This window comes from Burkholderia sp. LMG 13014 (genome assembly GCF_905232215.1).
Classification (GTDB): domain Bacteria; phylum Pseudomonadota; class Gammaproteobacteria; order Burkholderiales; family Burkholderiaceae; genus Burkholderia.
Map to the genome: position 1 here is coordinate 1 of NZ_CAJNKE010000011.1, position 17,286 is coordinate 17,286.

11 protein-coding genes and 1 pseudogene are annotated in these 17,286 nt (G+C 63.7%); all 12 read left to right on the forward strand.

The window, feature by feature from the left end; translation table 11 throughout:
- The first annotated feature begins 80 nt into the window (after positions 1–80).
- The 12 genes and pseudogenes from JYJ84_RS03050 to JYJ84_RS03105 all read left to right on the forward strand — a co-directional run bounded on the left by JYJ84_RS03050 (position 81) and on the right by JYJ84_RS03105 (position 16,773).
- Complete coding sequence (locus JYJ84_RS03050; RefSeq protein WP_122950667.1) at positions 81–893, forward strand: enoyl-CoA hydratase/isomerase family protein; 813 nt, start codon at positions 81–83, stop codon at positions 891–893.
- A gap of 29 nt (positions 894–922) precedes the next feature.
- Entirely contained in the window at positions 923–2,107 is a 1,185-nt protein-coding gene (locus JYJ84_RS03055) for an acetyl-CoA C-acyltransferase family protein (RefSeq protein ID WP_122950374.1), read from the forward strand.
- Between the two features lie 47 nt (positions 2,108–2,154).
- On the forward strand, positions 2,155–3,711 hold the full coding sequence (locus JYJ84_RS03060) for a long-chain-fatty-acid--CoA ligase (RefSeq protein WP_175221953.1): 1,557 nt from the start codon (positions 2,155–2,157) through the stop codon (positions 3,709–3,711).
- A 236-nt stretch (positions 3,712–3,947) separates the two neighbouring features.
- Positions 3,948–4,244: a hypothetical protein gene (locus JYJ84_RS03065; protein ID WP_175221952.1), complete on the forward strand. Its 297-nt coding sequence runs from the start codon at positions 3,948–3,950 to the stop codon at positions 4,242–4,244.
- A 784-nt stretch (positions 4,245–5,028) separates the two neighbouring features.
- The gene (locus JYJ84_RS03070) at positions 5,029–6,522 is read left to right on the forward strand and encodes an NAD-dependent succinate-semialdehyde dehydrogenase (protein WP_236027644.1); all 1,494 of its coding nucleotides are present in this window, start codon (positions 5,029–5,031) and stop codon (positions 6,520–6,522) included.
- Positions 6,523–6,551: 29 nt separating this feature from the next.
- Positions 6,552–7,718, forward strand: a complete 1,167-nt coding sequence (locus JYJ84_RS03075; protein ID WP_175221951.1) for an iron-containing alcohol dehydrogenase — start codon at positions 6,552–6,554, stop codon at positions 7,716–7,718.
- Positions 7,719–7,770: 52 nt separating this feature from the next.
- The gene (locus JYJ84_RS03080; RefSeq protein ID WP_122950378.1) at positions 7,771–9,234 is read left to right on the forward strand and encodes an NAD(P)/FAD-dependent oxidoreductase; all 1,464 of its coding nucleotides are present in this window, start codon (positions 7,771–7,773) and stop codon (positions 9,232–9,234) included.
- Positions 9,235–9,246: 12 nt separating this feature from the next.
- Positions 9,247–10,230: an alpha/beta hydrolase gene (locus JYJ84_RS03085; RefSeq protein WP_175221950.1), complete on the forward strand. Its 984-nt coding sequence runs from the start codon at positions 9,247–9,249 to the stop codon at positions 10,228–10,230.
- Positions 10,231–10,397: 167 nt separating this feature from the next.
- Positions 10,398–12,005: pseudogene (locus JYJ84_RS03090) on the forward strand (AMP-binding protein); the annotation flags it as partial.
- Between the two features lie 452 nt (positions 12,006–12,457).
- Complete coding sequence (locus JYJ84_RS03095) at positions 12,458–13,948, forward strand: NAD(P)/FAD-dependent oxidoreductase (RefSeq protein ID WP_175221948.1); 1,491 nt, start codon at positions 12,458–12,460, stop codon at positions 13,946–13,948.
- A gap of 32 nt (positions 13,949–13,980) precedes the next feature.
- The gene (locus JYJ84_RS03100; RefSeq protein ID WP_175221947.1) at positions 13,981–14,931 is read left to right on the forward strand and encodes an alpha/beta hydrolase; all 951 of its coding nucleotides are present in this window, start codon (positions 13,981–13,983) and stop codon (positions 14,929–14,931) included.
- A 222-nt stretch (positions 14,932–15,153) separates the two neighbouring features.
- Entirely contained in the window at positions 15,154–16,773 is a 1,620-nt protein-coding gene (locus JYJ84_RS03105; RefSeq protein ID WP_175221946.1) for a GMC family oxidoreductase, read from the forward strand.
- Positions 16,774–17,286 lie beyond the last annotated feature (513 nt).

A 17,286-nucleotide genomic window follows, 5' to 3' on the forward strand; every position in this document is an offset into this window, starting at 1 on the left:
GGCGACCCATCGCCCGATCGACCGGGCATGCGGTGTGATCCACGGCCTGCCCATCAGTTGCGTCTCTTCCTGAAATGCCGATGAATACGACCGACTCACCTTCGCGGGACGTCCCGGGCGCTCCCGAACTGCAAGTGCAGCGCGCGGCCGCAGTCGTCACGCTGACCTTCAACCGGCCGCACGCGCTCAACGCGCTGGACGTGCCGATGGCCCGCGCATTGCTCGCCGCCGCGAAGGATCTCGCGGCCGACCCTTCCGTGCGGGCCGTCGTGCTGCGCGGTGCCGGCAAGGGGTTCGTGGCGGGCGGCGATCTGGCGACGCTGCGCGCCGATCCCGTGCAAGGGGCCGTCGATCTGATCACGCCGATTCACGAGGCCGTGGCGATCCTGGCCGGACTGAACGCGCCCGTGATCGCCCAGGTTCATGGCGTGGCCGCGGGTGCGGGCCTGAGCCTGATGCTGCAGGCCGACTTCGTGCTGGCGGCGGAGGGGACGCGCTTCAACTCGGCCTTCATCAACCTGGGTGCGAGCTGCGATTCGGGCACCTCGTGGGTGTTGCCGCGCCTGGTGGGGCTGCGCCGCGCACTCGAAATCGCAATGCTGGGCGAGACCTTCGGGGCTGCCGATGCCGAGCGGCTCGGGTTGATCAACCGGGTCGTCCCGGCGGAGCGGCTTCAGGAGGAAGTCGACGCACTGGCACAGCGCCTCGCGTCCGGCCCGACGCTGGCCTATGGCGCGATCCGGCGCCTGATGCGCGAGTCGTTCGACCGCAGCCTGCCCGCGCAACTCGGCGCCGAAGCCGACGCGTTCCGCGCCTGCGCGGCGACGCTGGACTTCGCTGCCGGGCTGGACGCGTTCCATGCCAGGCAGGCTGCCAGGTTTGCGGGCCGCTGATCCATTCCATTCATCTTCCGGAGATCGATATGACCCAGCGTGACATCTATGTCGTCGGCACCGCGCGCACCGCGATCGGCACCTTTGGCGGCGCGCTCAAGGACGTGCCGAACACGCAGCTCGCGACCACGGTCGTGAAGGCGGCCATCGAGCGCAGCGGCGTCGCGCCCGATGCGATCGGCCACGTGGTGATGGGCAACGTGATTCCGACCGAACCGAACGACGCCTACCTGAGCCGCGTGGCCGCCCTCGATGCGGGTTGCCCGATCGAGACGCCGGCCTTCAACGTGAACCGCCTGTGCGGCTCGGGCCTGCAGGCCATCGTGTCGGCGGCGCAGGCCATCGGCCACGGCGATTGCGATATCGCGATCGGCGGCGGTTCCGAGTCGATGAGCCGCGGCCCGTACTTCGATACCGCAGCGCGCTACGGCGCGCGCATGGGCAACGCCGCGCTGATCGACTACATGGTCGGCATCCTGCACGACCCGTGGGAAAAGATGCACATGGGCATCACGGCGGAGAACGTCGCCGCGCGCTACGGCATTTCGCGCGACGCGCAGGATCGCCTCGCCGCGGAGAGCCAGCGGCGTGCCGCGTTGGCGATTGCGCAGGGGCGCTTCGACGAGCAGATCGTGCCGGTCGAGATCGGCACGCGCAAGGGCGTGGTCCGGTTCGATACCGACGAGCACGTGCGGGCCGATACCACGGTGGAGACGCTGGCCGGCATGAAGCCGGTCTTCAGGAAGGACGGCCTCGTGACGGCCGGCAATGCGTCGGGCATCAACGACGGTGCCGGCGCGGTCGTGCTGGCGACGGCGGAGCGTGTCAATGCGCTGGGCCTGCGGCCCCTCGCGCGTCTGGCCGGTTATGCGCACGCTGGCGTAGAGCCCGCGTACATGGGGATCGGGCCGGTTCCGGCCACGCGCAAGGTGCTCGAACGCACCGGGCTCAGGATGCAGGACCTGGACGTGATCGAAGCCAATGAAGCATTCGCCGCCCAGGCCTGTGCCGTCATTCAGGAACTGGGCCTGGATCCGGCCCGGGTCAATCCGAACGGATCGGGCATTTCGCTCGGCCACCCGGTGGGCGCCACGGGGGCGATCATCACCACGAAGGCGATTGCCGAACTGCACCGGACGGGCGGCCGCTACGCGCTGGTGACGCTGTGCATCGGCGGCGGGCAGGGCATCTCGGCCATCTTCGAGCGGGCCTGAATCCGTTCGACGGCCGGTTCGAGATCGATCACCAGTCAGGAGACGTCATGCATTTGACCATTGGGCTGCATCGCGCGGTACAGCAGAAGCCGAATGCCATCGCGACCGTGTTCGGCGAACGGCGCCGGACCTTTGCGGAACTCGGCGAACGTGTGTCGAGGCTGGCATCGGCGTTGCAGACGCTGGGCCTCGATGCCGGCGGCCGCGTCGCCATGCTCGCGCTGAATTCCGACCGCTATCTGGAGTACTACCTGGCGGTCCTGTGGGCGGGCGGCGTCGTCAATCCGGTCAATATCCGCTGGAGCCCCGCCGAAATCGCGTATTCGCTCGACGATTGCGATACCGCGATCCTGCTGGTGGATGACGCGTTCGCACCGATGGTGCCCGAGTTGCGCAGCCGGTCGACGGCGCTGCGCGCGGTCGTTCATGCGGGCGAAGGCGCAACGCCCGATGGCATGCTGTCCTACGAGGCGCTGCTGGCCGCCGCGCCGCCGGTGCCCGACGCGATGCGCTCGGGCGAGGACCTGGCCGGCATTCTCTACACCGGGGGCACGACGGGCGTGCCGAAAGGCGTGATGCTGAGCCATCGCAACCTGTTCAGCAACGCGCTCGACATGCTTGCCGAAGGCGTGATCGCGGAGGACGGCGTCGGGCTCCACGCCGCGCCGATGTTCCATGTGGCCGACGTGACGCTCATGCTTGCGCTGCTGCTGCGCGGCGGGCGGCATGTGTTCCTCCCGGCATTCGATCCGGCCGCGGCGCTGTCGGTCATCGAGAAGGAGCGGGTGACCGATACGCTGCTGGTGCCCACCATGATCCAGATGCTGGTCGATCATCCGGCCATGAAGACGCACGACGCCAGCAGCCTCCGGCTGGTCCAGTACGGCGCCTCGCCGATCAGCGAGGCGGTGCTGAATCGCGCGTTTGACGCACTGCCCGGTGCCGCATTCATGCAGCTTTACGGGATGACCGAGATGTCTCCGGTGATCGCCGTGCTGCCGCCTGCATGCCATACCCCCGAGGGCCGCCAGTCGGGCAAGTTGCGCGCCGCGGGACGGTCGACGTTCTTTGCCGAGATCCGTGTCGTCGATGCCGACGGTGTCGAGGTGCCGCGCGGCACGCCCGGCGAAGTCGTCGCGCGCGGCGCAGGTGTCATGCAGGGGTACTGGAACAAGCCGGCGGAAACCGCAGCGGCGATTCGTGACGGGTGGATGCACACGGGAGACGGGGGCTATCTCGACGAGGACGGGTTCCTGTTCATCGTGGATCGCCTGAAGGACATGATCGTGACCGGCGGCGAGAACGTCTATTCGGTCGAGGTGGAAAACGCGATCGCGAAACACCCGGCGGTCGCGATGTGCGCCGTCATCGGGATTCCTGATGAAAAGTGGGGCGAGACGGTTCATGCGGCGATCGTGCTGAAGCCGGGCGTCGACGTAACCGGAGACGACATCAAGTCGCATTGCAAGACGCTGATCGCGGGCTACAAATGCCCGCGCAGCGTCGAATTTCGCGACGGGCTGCCGCTGTCCGGTGCGGGCAAGCTGCTGAAGTATGTATTGCGCGACGCTTACTGGAAAGGCGCCGGCCGGTCGGTGGGCTGACGCTGCAGGGTGTCCGCGGTGATTGCTCCGGCCGCTCGGCGGCGGGGTGTGCTTTCATCGCATGAGCCTGCTCAATTCCCGTACGGCATGGGGAACTGACGCGGCCGCTCTGACGCGCTTGCCGGAATCGGCGCAACGAGCGAGATGACTGCGCGGCAGGCGAACGCTATCTGCCCGACGGCGCGCCGGAACCGTACTGGTACCGGCCGGCGCCGCGCGGCGACGAGGCCAGGATCGTGGAGCGGCTCGACCGGGATGACCTGCTGCTCAACGGCTTGCTGCCCGGCCTGCTCGCGCGCTTTGCCGTCGACGGGAAAATGCCGCGCACGGTGCTGCTGATCCACAGCGACGCCGCCTGTTTCCATTTCTCGAAGGCCATCGTGCGTTCGCGTTTCCGGGATCCGGATACGCGGATCGAACGCGACCGGCTGCCGAGCGCGGGTGCGATGCATCGGCGGTTGAGCGGCGCCACGTTCGACGAAGATTCGTACGATCGCGACCTCCCGGCTCGCACAGTCGCCGGGCTGTACTGAGTGCCGGCGGGGTGAGCCACACGCACATCGGTGCAGATCGCCCACCCGGGTAGCACATCCCATTTCGCAGTCGTATTGTGTGGCCGAAGTCGTAGAGAACCGGCGGCAGAAGCCGGGAACGGCGGCTTCAGTCGCCGGTGAGTGCCTGTTGTACGCCCGCGGCCCGCGGCGATACGCGACCACGGGCCACGCTTTGATGCGCGATCAGGCAGCCGTCATGCATGACGGTGCGCACCGCATTCGACGCAGAACAGGTCGTCGCCGGCTATCGATTTGTACCCGATGTGCACGCGGCGGCGTCGTTCGCCGCGGGCGGTGACCGATCCAACACCGGCGGCGTGCCGGTCCCGCGGTGGCGGTGGGCGGTGAACGACGCCTGCAGCAGTGCTTCGACGAACCCGACCGATTCGCCCCGAGCGATCCCCTTGTCTGACGCTCCCGCCTCGTGTGGCCCTCTCCCAAAGGGGGCACCGGTAGCCCGTGCAACTACTGAGTTGCCGCAAAAAATGGTTTATGGTCAAATGACCATGTCATGTGATCTACATTCCTGTTTCATCCCCAATTGGAAGCCACCGCAATCGCGCGGACTTCCGCCGGGTGGGCAATTTTTTGCGAAAGCGTCCGGGTGACGGGGAAATTGGCCGGCGTCGGCTACCGGAAGTCAGGCGGAATCGCGGGAGATGGAGCAGGCGTCATCGTAGTCAAGCCCGGGCAGTTTTCGGCGGTCGGCCGACAGCGCCCGGGTTGAAAAAAGAAATTTCTGGAGACAGTGCTCGTGGATGAAATGCACAGCGGGATGAACCAATCGATCGACCCGTCGGCGCTTCGCGCCCAACTGCGCGACGGATCCTTGCTGGAGACGCGTGCGTGGCTTGCGTCGGGATGGGTTGGCGGCACGGATGGTCGTTCGTTTCCGGTAACGAATCCGGCCACGGGTGAAATCCTGGCCCGCGTGGCGAGCCTTGGCGCAGCAGACGTGGAGCAAGCCATTGCAGCGTCGGCCGTTGCACAACAAGGCTGGCAGAAACGCACCAGCCACGAGCGCGCGAGGATATTGCGCGCGTGGTACGACTTGATCGTTGCGAATGCCGACGACCTCGCATTCATCATGACCTCCGAGCAGGGCAAGCCGCTGGCGGAGGCCCGCGGCGAAATCGTGTATGCGGCTTCGTTCGTGGAGTGGTTCGCCGAAGAGGCGAAGCGTGTCTACGGCGACGTCATTCCTCACCCGCAAGGCGACAAGCGCATCCTTGTCATCCGTCAGCCGGTCGGTGTTTGCGCTGCAATCACACCGTGGAATTTTCCTGCCGCGATGATCACGCGCAAGGTGGCGCCGGCATTGGCGGCGGGCTGTTCGATCATCGTGCGCCCCGCGGACCTGACGCCGCTGACGGCGCTTGCGCTTGCCGTCCTGGCCGAGCGGGCGGGAATGCCGGCGGGTGTCCTTCAAGTGGTGTGCGGCCCGTCGCGCGAGATCGGCGCGGTGCTCACGGCCAGCCCGATCGTGCGCAAGCTTTCGTTCACCGGCTCGACCGAAGTCGGCCGCGTACTCATGAGCCAATCGTCCGGGACGATCAAGCGACTTTCTCTCGAACTCGGCGGCAACGCACCCTTCATCGTGTTCGACGATGCGGATCTCGACGCAGCGATTGAAGGTGCGATGGCGTCGAAGTACCGAAACAGCGGCCAGACCTGTGTTTGCGCCAATCGCTTTCTTGTCCAGGCAGGCATTCATGACCGCTTCGTCGAGGCGCTCACCCGGCGCGTTCAGGCGCTCAAGGTAGGGAACGGTATCGAACCGGGGGTGCAGCAGGGGCCGCTGATTCAGAAGTCCGCTTGTGACCACCTGAATCAGCTGATCGACGATGCGGTAAGCAAGGGCGCACGAATCGTCACCGGCGGGAAAGGCCATCAGCTTGGGGGCACGTTCTTCGAGCCGACCGTTATTGCCGATGCGACGCCGGCCATGCGTCTCGCGCGCGAGGAGCTCTTCGGGCCGGTCGGTCCGGTGTTCCGATTCGAGGATGAGGCAGAAGCGATCGCGATGGCCAACGACACCGAGTACGGGCTCGCAGCCTATCTCTATACGCGCGACCACGGCCGGATCTGGCGCGTCGGCGAGGCACTGGAGTACGGCATGGTCGGCCTGAATACCGGCGTGATTTCGAACGAGGTCGCACCGTTCGGCGGGGTCAAGCAATCGGGCCTTGGCCGTGAGGGTTCCCGTTATGGAATCGAGGAATACCTGGAAATCAAGTACATGTGCGCCCAAGTCTAACTGCCAAAGTCTGCATCAAGGAAACGCCAATGGAAATGTCCCCGCAATCGATGCTCTTCGAAACTGTTCCGTCCATTCTCCAGGAGTGGGGTTGTGTGCGCCGCCTGGGTCAGGTGATGGCGGCATGGACGGAGCGCCGTCATGTCCTGATCGTTACCGACGCGGGACTGCACAACGCCGGTGTGCTGGAGCCGGCGAAAGCGTCGTTGGCGGCCGAGGGATTCCGCGTGGCGGTGTTTGACGAGGTCGTGGCCGATCCGCCGGAGAGCGTGGTCTCGCGCTGCGTCGAGTTCGCGCGCAGTGCAGAGGCGGACATCGTCATTGGCCTGGGCGGCGGCTCGTCGATGGACATTGCAAAACTGGCCGCCGTGCTCACCGTCTCGCGGCAATCGCTCGCGGAAATGTACGGAATTGGCAACGTTCAGGGTGCACGCTTGCCATTGGTGCAGATCCCTACAACGGCTGGAACCGGGTCGGAAGTCACCAACATTTCCATCGTTTCGGTTAACGAAACAACCAAGATGGGCATCGTTGCACGTCAGCTGTATGCCGACAAAGTGATCCTGGACGCTGAATTGACGGTCGGCCTGCCACGCAGCCATACCGCTGCGACGGGCATCGACGCGATGGTTCACGCCATCGAGGCCTATACCAGCAAGCACAAGAAGAATGCCATCTCCGATGCGCTCGCGCGTGAGGCACTGCGATTGCTGGTGAGCAACCTGATTCCGGCTTGCGAGAACGGCGAGGATCGGCACGCGAGAGAGGCCATGCTGCTGGGCGCCACCCTGGCGGGGCAGGCCTTTGCCAATGCCCCGGTGGCCGCGATCCATGCGCTGGCGTATCCATTGGGTGGCCATTTCCATATCCCGCATGGCTTGTCGAACGCTTTGATGCTTGCCCCGGTGCTGCGTTTCAACGCCGAAGCGGCGGCTTCGCACTATGCGGAACTGGCAGACGTCGTCGGCGCGGGTGGAACAGGCGACGCCACGGAGCGCACGGCGGCGTTCATCGCATTCATGGAAGACCTGATGGACCGATCCGGCGCGCCGCGTCGTCTCCGCGACGTGGGTGTCACGCATGCGAGCCTGCCAACGCTGGCGGCCGATGCGATGAAGCAGCAGCGCTTGCTGTTGAACAATCCAGTCGTTGTCACGGAGTCGGATGCATTGCGCCTGTATGAACAGGCCTATTGAACCGACGCCGGAAAATCCGCAGTCGCCGTAACGTAAATATAGAGAGTGCACCGTGAACAATGTAGAAAGGATTGAGCACCACGAGATCGTTATCCTGGGTGCAGGCTTCGGAGGCCTCGGCATGGCCGCTCGCATGAAAATCGCGGGCATCGACGACTTTGTCGTGCTGGAGAAGCGTCCCGATCTCGGTGGCGTCTGGCTGGACAATTCGTATCCCGGCGCAGCATGCGATACCGAATCGCACCTGTACTGCTACAGCTTCCATCCGCATTTGCGCGTGAGCGCCATGTATGCCGGCCGCAATGAGCTGCTGCACTATTTGAAGTCGCTTGCCACGCGGTTCGACCTGGCAGAACACCTGCGATTCAACCGCGAGATTCGCAGTGCGGAATGGGATGCAGAGGCAAGCCTCTGGCGATTCGAGCTGAACGACGGTTCCCGGATGACCTCACGATTCTTTGTGCCGGCCTGGGGGCAACTGAACCGTCCGATGATTCCCGCGGTTCGCGGCCTGGCGGATTTCAACGGAGCGTATTTCCACTCCGCCGAGTGGCGGCACGACGTGGACTTGAGCGGCAAGCGTGTGGCGAGCATCGGAAATGCCGCCAGCGCCGTGCAGTATGTGCCGCTCATCGCGCCGAAGGTCGATCACCTGACGGTATTCCAGCGAAGCGCGAACTGGATCATGCCGCGCAACCAGATCGTCTTCTCGACGGAGCAGCTCGATACCTACGAGCGCGAGCCCCATCTTTTCGAAGAAAGCCGGAAATCGCTGCACGCTTTCCGCGAGTCCGGGTTCGAGCGTACACGGATGGGTTCCAACGCCCAGATGGAAGGCAAGAGTCTCGCGTTGGCACACCTTCATCGCCAGGTGACCGACCCGGTACTGCGCGAGCAGCTGACGCCGGACTATGAATACGCGTGCAAACGGATTCTGCGATCGGACGACTACTATCCGGCGCTCATGCGCGACAACGTCGCGCTGGAGACGGCGGGGGTGGAGTCGTTCGTCGACGAGGGCATCGTAACCCGGGACGGCCGTCTGCTCCCGTTCGACGTAGTCGTGTTCGGAACCGGATTCGAGAGTCAGGCATTCCAGGGCAGCCTGCAGGTTCGCGGAACCGACCGCACGTTGGCCCAGGCGTGGGAAGACGGCCCGGAAGCGTATCTCGGCATGACCGTGCCGGGCTTTCCGAACATGTTCATGTTGTACGGGCCGAACACGAACCTGAACCACAACTCCATCGTGTCGATGCTCGAGATCCAGCAGAACTACATCATCGACGCGATCGGCGGCATGGCTACGGCTGGCGTGAAGGCAGTCGACGTCGACCGGGCCGTGTTCGACGAATACAACGGCAAGCTCCAATCGGCGATGGTCGGCTCGGCGTTTTCGGCGGGCTGCTCGAGCTGGTACAAGAACGCGCAAGGCAAGGTGATCAACAACTGGCCGGGCACGGTGGACGAATACCGCGCGGCGACGCAATGGGATCAAAGCGTGTTCGCTGCGATCTGAGCGGAGAGGCACATGACATCAGTGCACTGGTTGCCGCTGACGGAGGTGGCTGACGATGCTCGGGACGCCGTCCGGGCGTTCCGCGAACTGGGCGGACGACACTACGGCAGCTTTTCCGCCGACCAGTCGCGCGTGAACTTCGTGCGTGCCTGCGAATTGAACGGCCTCACGGGTGACGAGGCCGTTGTCCATGAAGACATCGATGTTCCCGTTGCGGACGGCAGTATTCGGGTACGGCTCTATCGACCGCCCGCAGGGGCGGGTGCCGACGGTAAGCCGCTTGTCGTCTTCATTCACGGCGGCGGGTGGGTGATCGGCAGCGTGGACACGCATGACGGCATCTGCCGTCATCTCGCACGGCATGGCGGGTGTGCTGTCGCTTCGGTGGAGTACCGGCTAGCGCCGGAGCACCGGTGGCCGGTCCCGCTCGAAGATTGCGAGCAGGCACTGGACTACCTGATGGCCAACGCTTCTGCGCTCTCCATCGATGCGTCCCGGGTGGTCCTGGCGGGCGACAGTGCCGGCGGCAATATGGCGACCATCATCGCCAATGCGGCACCGGCGGCGGGACCCGCGATCATCGGGCAGATCCTGTTTTATCCGGTGACGGACCTGACGGCATCGCTTCCTTCATACCGGCGCATTCAAGGCGGATTTCCGCTTGTCGCCGAGTCGATGCTCTGGTTCCGGGATCACTACGTGCCGGCCGGCACCCCGCTTGACCTTCCGCGCCTGTCTCCGTTGCTGCATGCGGAGGGCCGGCGGCAGCCGCCGATGTTCATTGCAACGGTGGGGCTGGATCCGCTATGCGATGAAGGCATTGCCTACGCATCGTGCGCGGCACGGGCAGGGAGCAAGGTCGAGCATCACCATCTGCCCGGACATCATCACGGCATCGTCACCGCGGCCCGCAATATCCCGGCAGCGCGATATCTGCTGGAATGCGCGGCTTCCTTTGTTCGGCGGCTTGCCGACACAGAGGGTTTCAATGTTTGACGTCTTGATCTTCGCGCGGGCTGGCGCATCGCCGTCCGTGCGGTCGTGTCAATGACGAGTTCGCCAGGGATGAATCTCGCGTAGCTCGACGCGTTCCGGCTCGTTGACGAGCCTGATGAGCGGAGTGGCGTCGCGCAATTATTCAAACGGGACAGAGGAGATTGGGTATGGAGAAGATCTGGCTTGATGCCTATCCGCCGGAGGTTCCGGCAGAGATTGATTCCAATGCGTATCGATCCGTCAGTGCGCTGATTGAAGAAAGCTTCGGCAAGTTTCAGGGAAAGCCTGCTTTTGCATGCGACGGAAAGCGGGTCACATATGGTGACCTTGACGAAATGTCTCGTTCACTGGCCACGTGGCTGCAATCGCGGGGGCTCGAGCGTGGTGCGCGTGTCGCCATCATGATGCCGAATGTGCTGCCTTACCCGATCTCGATTTGCGCAGTCCTGCGTGCCGGCTACGTTGTCGTCAACGTCAATCCGCTTTATACGCCCCGCGAGTTGCAGCATCAGTTGAACGACAGCGGCGCGGAGGCGATCGTCCTTCTCGATAGTTGCGTTGCAACTTTGGACGGGATCAGAGCACAAACGCAGGTGAAGCATGTTCTGATTGCGACGCACGACCAAGCTTCGCCCGCGGCGCCGATCTCGAGCGCGCATACGACATTTGACGATGCGATTGCAGCGGGACGTCAGGGCAAATTCGTGCCGGCCTCCCAGTCACCGGATGACGTCGCCTTTCTCCAATATACGGGGGGAACAACGGGGGTGTCGAAAGGGGCGACCCTCTTGCATCGGAACATCGTCTCGAACGTATTGCAGACGGACGTCTGGCTCAAGCCTGCGCGTAGTTGGCGCCCTGACGTTACACAGTTCATCACGGTGGCGGCACTTCCGATCTATCACATCTTTGCGCTCAACGTGTGCTGCCTGTTGACCATGCGTACGGGCGGGCTCTGTGTGCTGGTTCCGAATCCGCGTGATATCGGCGGGATGATCAAGTCGCTTGCCGGATACAAGATCACGAGCTTTCCGGGAGTGAACACGCTTTATAACGCGATGCTTCATCATCCGGAATTTTCCAACCTCGATTGCTCCAATCTGCTGCTGGCCAACGGCGGCGGGATGGCCACACAAGAGGCCGTCGCAAAGCGCTGGAAGGAGATGACCGGCGCGCCGATTATCGAAGGATACGGGCTGTCCGAGACATCGCCCTGCGTCACGATCAATCCTGTGGCCCGTGGCGAATTCAATGGCACGATCGGTCTGCCGCTGCCCTCTACCGAAGTGTCGATCCGGGACGACGACGGCAGGGAATTGCCGCCTGGAGAAGCAGGGGAGTTGTGCATTCGTGGTCCCCAGGTGATGGCCGGTTACTGGCAGCGACCCGATGAGACCGCGAAGGTGATGACCGCGGACGGCTTCTTCCGGTCGGGCGACATTGCGTCGATCTCCGCGGACGGCTTCGTGCGCATCGTCGACCGCAAGAAGGACATGATCCTCGTGTCCGGCTTCAACGTCTACCCGAACGAGATCGAAGAGGTCGTTGCCAGACACCCGGGCGTATACGAGGTCGCGGCTATCGGCGTACCCGACGAGCATTCCGGAGAGGCCGTCAAGCTGTTCGTGGTCAGGAAAGCGCCCGACCTGACGGACGAAGATCTGATGACGTTCTGCAAAGGCCAGCTGACTGGCTATAAGCGACCGAAAAGCATCGAGTTTCGCGACAGCCTGCCAAAGAGCAACGTCGGGAAGATCCTTCGACGAGAGTTGCGGATGCCGAAGGGTCGACGTCATCGTCAGGGGCCGATGCCATCAAGTGCGAGCCGCCCCGTCGCATCTCCCCGAGCGGATTCCGGAGCGACGCAGCGGAGCATTCGGCGCGACGGGACCCGTGCGAGGCGACGCAACCTTCGCAACCGATCGAGTAATGGAAACCCCTGATTCAAATTGTCCCTTGACTGCATAGACTGGGAACCGTGGAACTTGGTCAATTGATCATGTTCTGGGTGACCGGTCAAACCGGGATGCGTCCGCCAATGATCCGCGTGCATGTCAGGCCGGGTGTGTCGATGATCTTTCCTGCGGTTGTCCCGTGCTGGTTTGAAGCGTTGTCGCTGGCATACACGTGTGGGCGTCTTTTTGCTTCGTAGTCACATGACCAAGTCGAATGATCTAGTCGTGCGGCGTTACGGATATTTTCAATAACTGGTCATCGGAGGGATCTCATGACTAAGAAACAAACAGATTCGTGTTCGCCTGAGCACGTAGATGTACTGATCATTGGGGCCGGGATCTCGGGGCTCGATGCCGCTTGTCATCTCCGCATGAACTTGCCGGGCCGCTCGTTCGCCATCCTGGAAGCCATGGATGGATTCGGTGGTACGTGGTGGACCCATCGCTACCCCGGCGCGCGTTCCGACAGCGACCTGTACACGTATGCGTTCGGATTTCGCCCGTGGCAGGGCCGCTCGATTGCCACGGCGGAGGAGATCCACAGCTATCTGGGCGATGTCATCAAGGAATATGACCTCGGTTCGAAGATCCGCTACGGGCATCGTGTTCAAACGGTGAGCTGGTCGAGCGAACAGAAGCGCTGGACGGTCGAGGTATCGCGCAGCGACACGGGCGAGCGCTTCTCGCTCACCACCGACTTCCTGTGGCTGGGGGCGGGGTACTACGACCATCGCCAGGGCTTTACGCCGAAGTGGAACGGGTTCGATCGCTACAAGGGAACGGTCGTTCATCCGCAGCACTGGCCCGAAGATCTCGACTATGCCGGAAAGCGGGTGGTCGTGATCGGCTCGGGCGCGACTGCGGCGACGCTGATTCCGGCGATGGCCGGAACCGCGGCGCACGTGACGATGCTCCAACGGTCGCCGACGTTCTTCACGGCGGTGCCCTGGACCCACCAGCTGGACGCGACGCTTCGCGAACTGAGCCTGCCCGAAGAATGGCGATCGGAGATTCTGCGGCGTGCGCACCTGAAGCAGACGTTCGACCTGATCAATCTGTCCGCAGCGAACCCGGACGCCGTTCGCGACTGGCTGATCAACGAGACCCGGCAACAGCTGCCGGAAGGGTTTGACGTCGACAGGCACTTCAATCCCGGCTATCGCCCGTGGCAGCAGCGCGTGGCGGCAGTGCCCGAGGGCGACCTCTTCACGGCCATCCGGGACGGGAAAGCCTCCGTCGTGACGGACACCATCGAATCGTTCGACGAAAGCGGCATTACGCTGGCGTCGGGCGAGCACCTGCAGGCGGACATCGTCGTCACGGCGACCGGCTTCGACATGAGCGCTTTCGGCCAGATCGCCTTCCAGGTCGATGGAGATACCGTCGACATGACCAAGCGGGTCTCGTATCGAGGAATGATGATCGAGGGTATCCCGAACATGGCGTTCATCTACGGCTACTACCGGTCGAGCTGGACGCTGCGCGCCGATCTCGTCTGCGAATTCACCTGCCGCGTCCTGGCGCATATGGACAAGGTGGGGGCGAAGACGGTGGAACCGTGCCTGCGCGCCGAGGACGCCGACATGCAGCGTCTGCCGTGGACGGACCCGAACAACTTCAATGCCGGGTACGTGATGCGCTCGCAACACCAGATGCACTCGCGTGGCGATCGCATGCCGTGGCAGCACCACTTCGAGTACGAGGAGGAGCGCCAGACCATTCCGGAATTGAGCCCGGATTCCGAAGTCCTCGTGTATCGCTGATCTCCGAGCAACGTTCGATTAAAGGTGATGTTATGGCACTCGATTTGCACCTCGCTGGCTTTCTCGAATCCTTTGCCGGGTCCGGCGCGAAACCGCTGCCGCAGTCGACCCCGGAAGAGGCACGCGGATTGATGCAGCATCTGGCACGCGCCGTTCGCGCACCGGAGGCCGTTGTCGACATTCACGGCGTGGAAGACTTGACCGTTCCCGGCGCGGCTGGACCGCTGCGGGCGCGGCTCTATCGTCCGACCCAGGAGCGTCATCTGCCGACGGTCGTCTATCTCCACGGCGGCGGGTTCGTGATCGGCGATCTGGATACCCACGACAACATTTGTCGTGAGCTGGCTCGTGGCGCGAACGCGGTCGTTGTCTCGGTGGATTACCGGCTGGCTCCCGAGCATCCGTATCCGGCCGCCGCGGACGATGCGATTGCCGCGACCAAATGGGTGATCGCGAACGCGGGTGAGCTGGGCGGAAGCGACGTCGTGGCGGTGGCCGGAGATAGCGCTGGTGGCAATCTTGCGGCCGTCGTGACCCAGCAACTGCACGCCGACGGAATTTCGCTTTCCGCCCAGTTCCTGATCTACCCCGCAGTCGCACAGGACCGCGCCGGCTTTCCTTCCTTCAAGGAAAACGGCGAGGGCTACCTGCTCGATCTCGAGACGATCGCCTGGTTTGACCGACATTACGTGCTCGACGGTACCGACAGGGAGGATGCGCGACTGGCCCCGATCCGTGCGAAGGACCTTGCCGGGTTGCCGCCCGCGGTCATCCTGACCGCCGAATTCGATCCGCTGCGCGACGAGGGCGAAGCCTATGGCCGCTCGCTCCACGCGAGCGGCGTCAAGGTCGACACGATCAGGTGCGATGGAATGATTCACGGGTTCTTCGACATGGGGGCGATCTCCCCGGGCGCCCAGGCGTGGATCGAGAAGGGCATCGCGAGCTTTCGAAAGGTGCTCGGCGGCGCGCAGCACCATTGATACGTTGGCGGAAGCGAGTTGATTTCGCTTTTCGCCATTTCGTGGCCGCACGCGGTTCGATGGATGACCTCCAACGCTGCCGGCGCGGCCACGCAGTTCTGATGCATGACGGAATGAAGCCGATTGCGCAACGGTTCGGTGAGGCCGCGACGTGAGTGGTGGAGTCAATGCATCAGGTAGTTGCTTGTGAAGCGTTCAAGCATCTATCCAGGACACAGACCCGTGAAGAACTCATTCGATTATCTTGTTGTAGGCGGCGGCTCGGCAGGCAGCGTGCTGGCTTCGCGTCTGACCGAAGACCCCGATGTGACGCTGTGCCTCTTCGAAGCCGGCGGCACCGGCGATGGATGGCCCATCAACGTTCCGGCCGCCCTGGTGCTGATGGTCCCGTCCCGGCTGAACAACTGGGCGTTCGAGACGGTGCCCCAAAAGGGGCTGCTGGGACGACGCGGCTACCAGCCGCGTGGCAAGGCGTTGGGCGGATCGTCGGCGATCAATGCGATGGTGTACACGCGTGGCCATCATGCCGACTACGACGACTGGGCCGCGCTTGGCAACGAAGGCTGGGCCTGGAACGACGTTTTCCCCTATTTCAAGCGAAGCGAGCATAACGAGCGGCTTGGCAATGAATGGCACGGGCGCGGCGGCCCGCTGTGGGTCAGCGATCTGAGGACCGGTAATCCATTTCAGGGCCGTTGGCTGGAGGCCGCACGTCAGTGCGGCCTGCCCGTCACGGACGATTTCAACGGTGCGGAGCAGGAAGGCGTCGGCATCTACCAGGTGACCCAGAGGAATGGCGAGCGCTGGAGTGCGGCACGTGCGTATCTCTTTCCGCATCTGAAGGTTCGCGACAATCTGACGGTGGAGACCGGTGTGCAGGTCAGACGCATCGTGTTCGACGGCAACAGGGCCGTTGGCGTCGAGGTCTCGCGTGGGGGGAATGTCGAGACGGTCTGGGCAAAGAAAGAGGTGATCCTTTCCGCGGGAGCGTTTCAATCGCCTCAGTTGCTGATGTTGTCCGGCGTCGGGCCGAAGGACGAACTTCAGCGTCATGGGATCGAGGTCGTAGCCGATCTCCCGGGCGTGGGGGAGAACTTGCAGGATCACCCGGACTTCGTCGTCAGCTACAAGACGAATAGCCTGGACGCGCTAGGTGTATCGGTACGCGGCGGGATCAAGACGCTGCGCGACATCAGGCAATACCGGGCGTCGCGGCAGGGCACGATGACGACCAACTTTGCTGAAGGCGGCGCCTTCCTGAAGACGCGTCCCGATCTGGAGCGACCGGACGTTCAGATGCACTTTGTCGTGGGTCCCGTCAGCGATCATGGAAGGAAGGTGCAGCTCGGGCATGGTATTTCCTGTCACGTGTGCCTGTTGAGGCCGAAAAGCCGTGGGTCGGTCAAGTTGCGAAGCGCGGATCCGCTGGACGCGCCGTTGATCGACCCGGCATTCCTCGAGCACGCGGACGATCTCGATGTCCTGGTCGACGGATACAAGCTGACTCGGCGGTTGATGGCGGCGCCGGCGATGTCCGAGTTCGTGACGGAGGATCTGTTCGAGTCCCGGTCGCGATCGGACGAAGACATTCGTGCGCTGCTGCGCGAGCGGACCGACACCGTGTACCACCCGGTAGGAACGTGTCGCATGGGGAACGACGCGCTCGCCGTCGTTGATTCTCAACTGCGCGTACGGGGAACGGAAGGCTTGCGTGTGGTGGATGCCTCCATCATGCCGACGCTGGTGGGTGCAAACACGAACGCGCCAACGATCATGATCGGGGAGAAAGCCTCTGACCTGATTCGGAGGATCTCCAGATTCCCGTCCGCGGTGTCGGCGTGAAAATCGGCATCGTGGTTTAACGGGCCGCTTCACGTGCTGGCCTTCGTCAGCATAGGCGCCTCAACCGTACCCGGACGTTGCGCGCGCGATATGTGCGGCGACGTCCGCTGCCGGAAGCCTGGGGCCAGCTGGCCGGTTGAGGCAAAACCGGACGCTCCCCGGGCATCGCGAGCTTTTTGGCGTCGGGCGCTCGAGCGGTGAGGTCGGGTGATGCAGCCAACCGCCGATCACGAACGCACCTTTGCTCTTTGGCGGGCAGGGCAGGCACGAGGCAAGCGATGTCGTCGCCTGCGGCTGGGCTGCCGGGTGGCGACCTGTATGCGCCAACCACCGGACGAAGGCCGGTGCGTGCCTTGCCGCGATGAGCCGCAGCAACCCGCGAAGCAATCGGCCGATCGATCCCGCCCGGCGTCCGGCCTGGTCCGGGTGCAGGAAATATTCTTCCCCAGCCTCTATCCCGATGGCTTCGGCGTGCGCCATGCCGAACGCCGCTTTCAACTCGTCGAGTCGTGC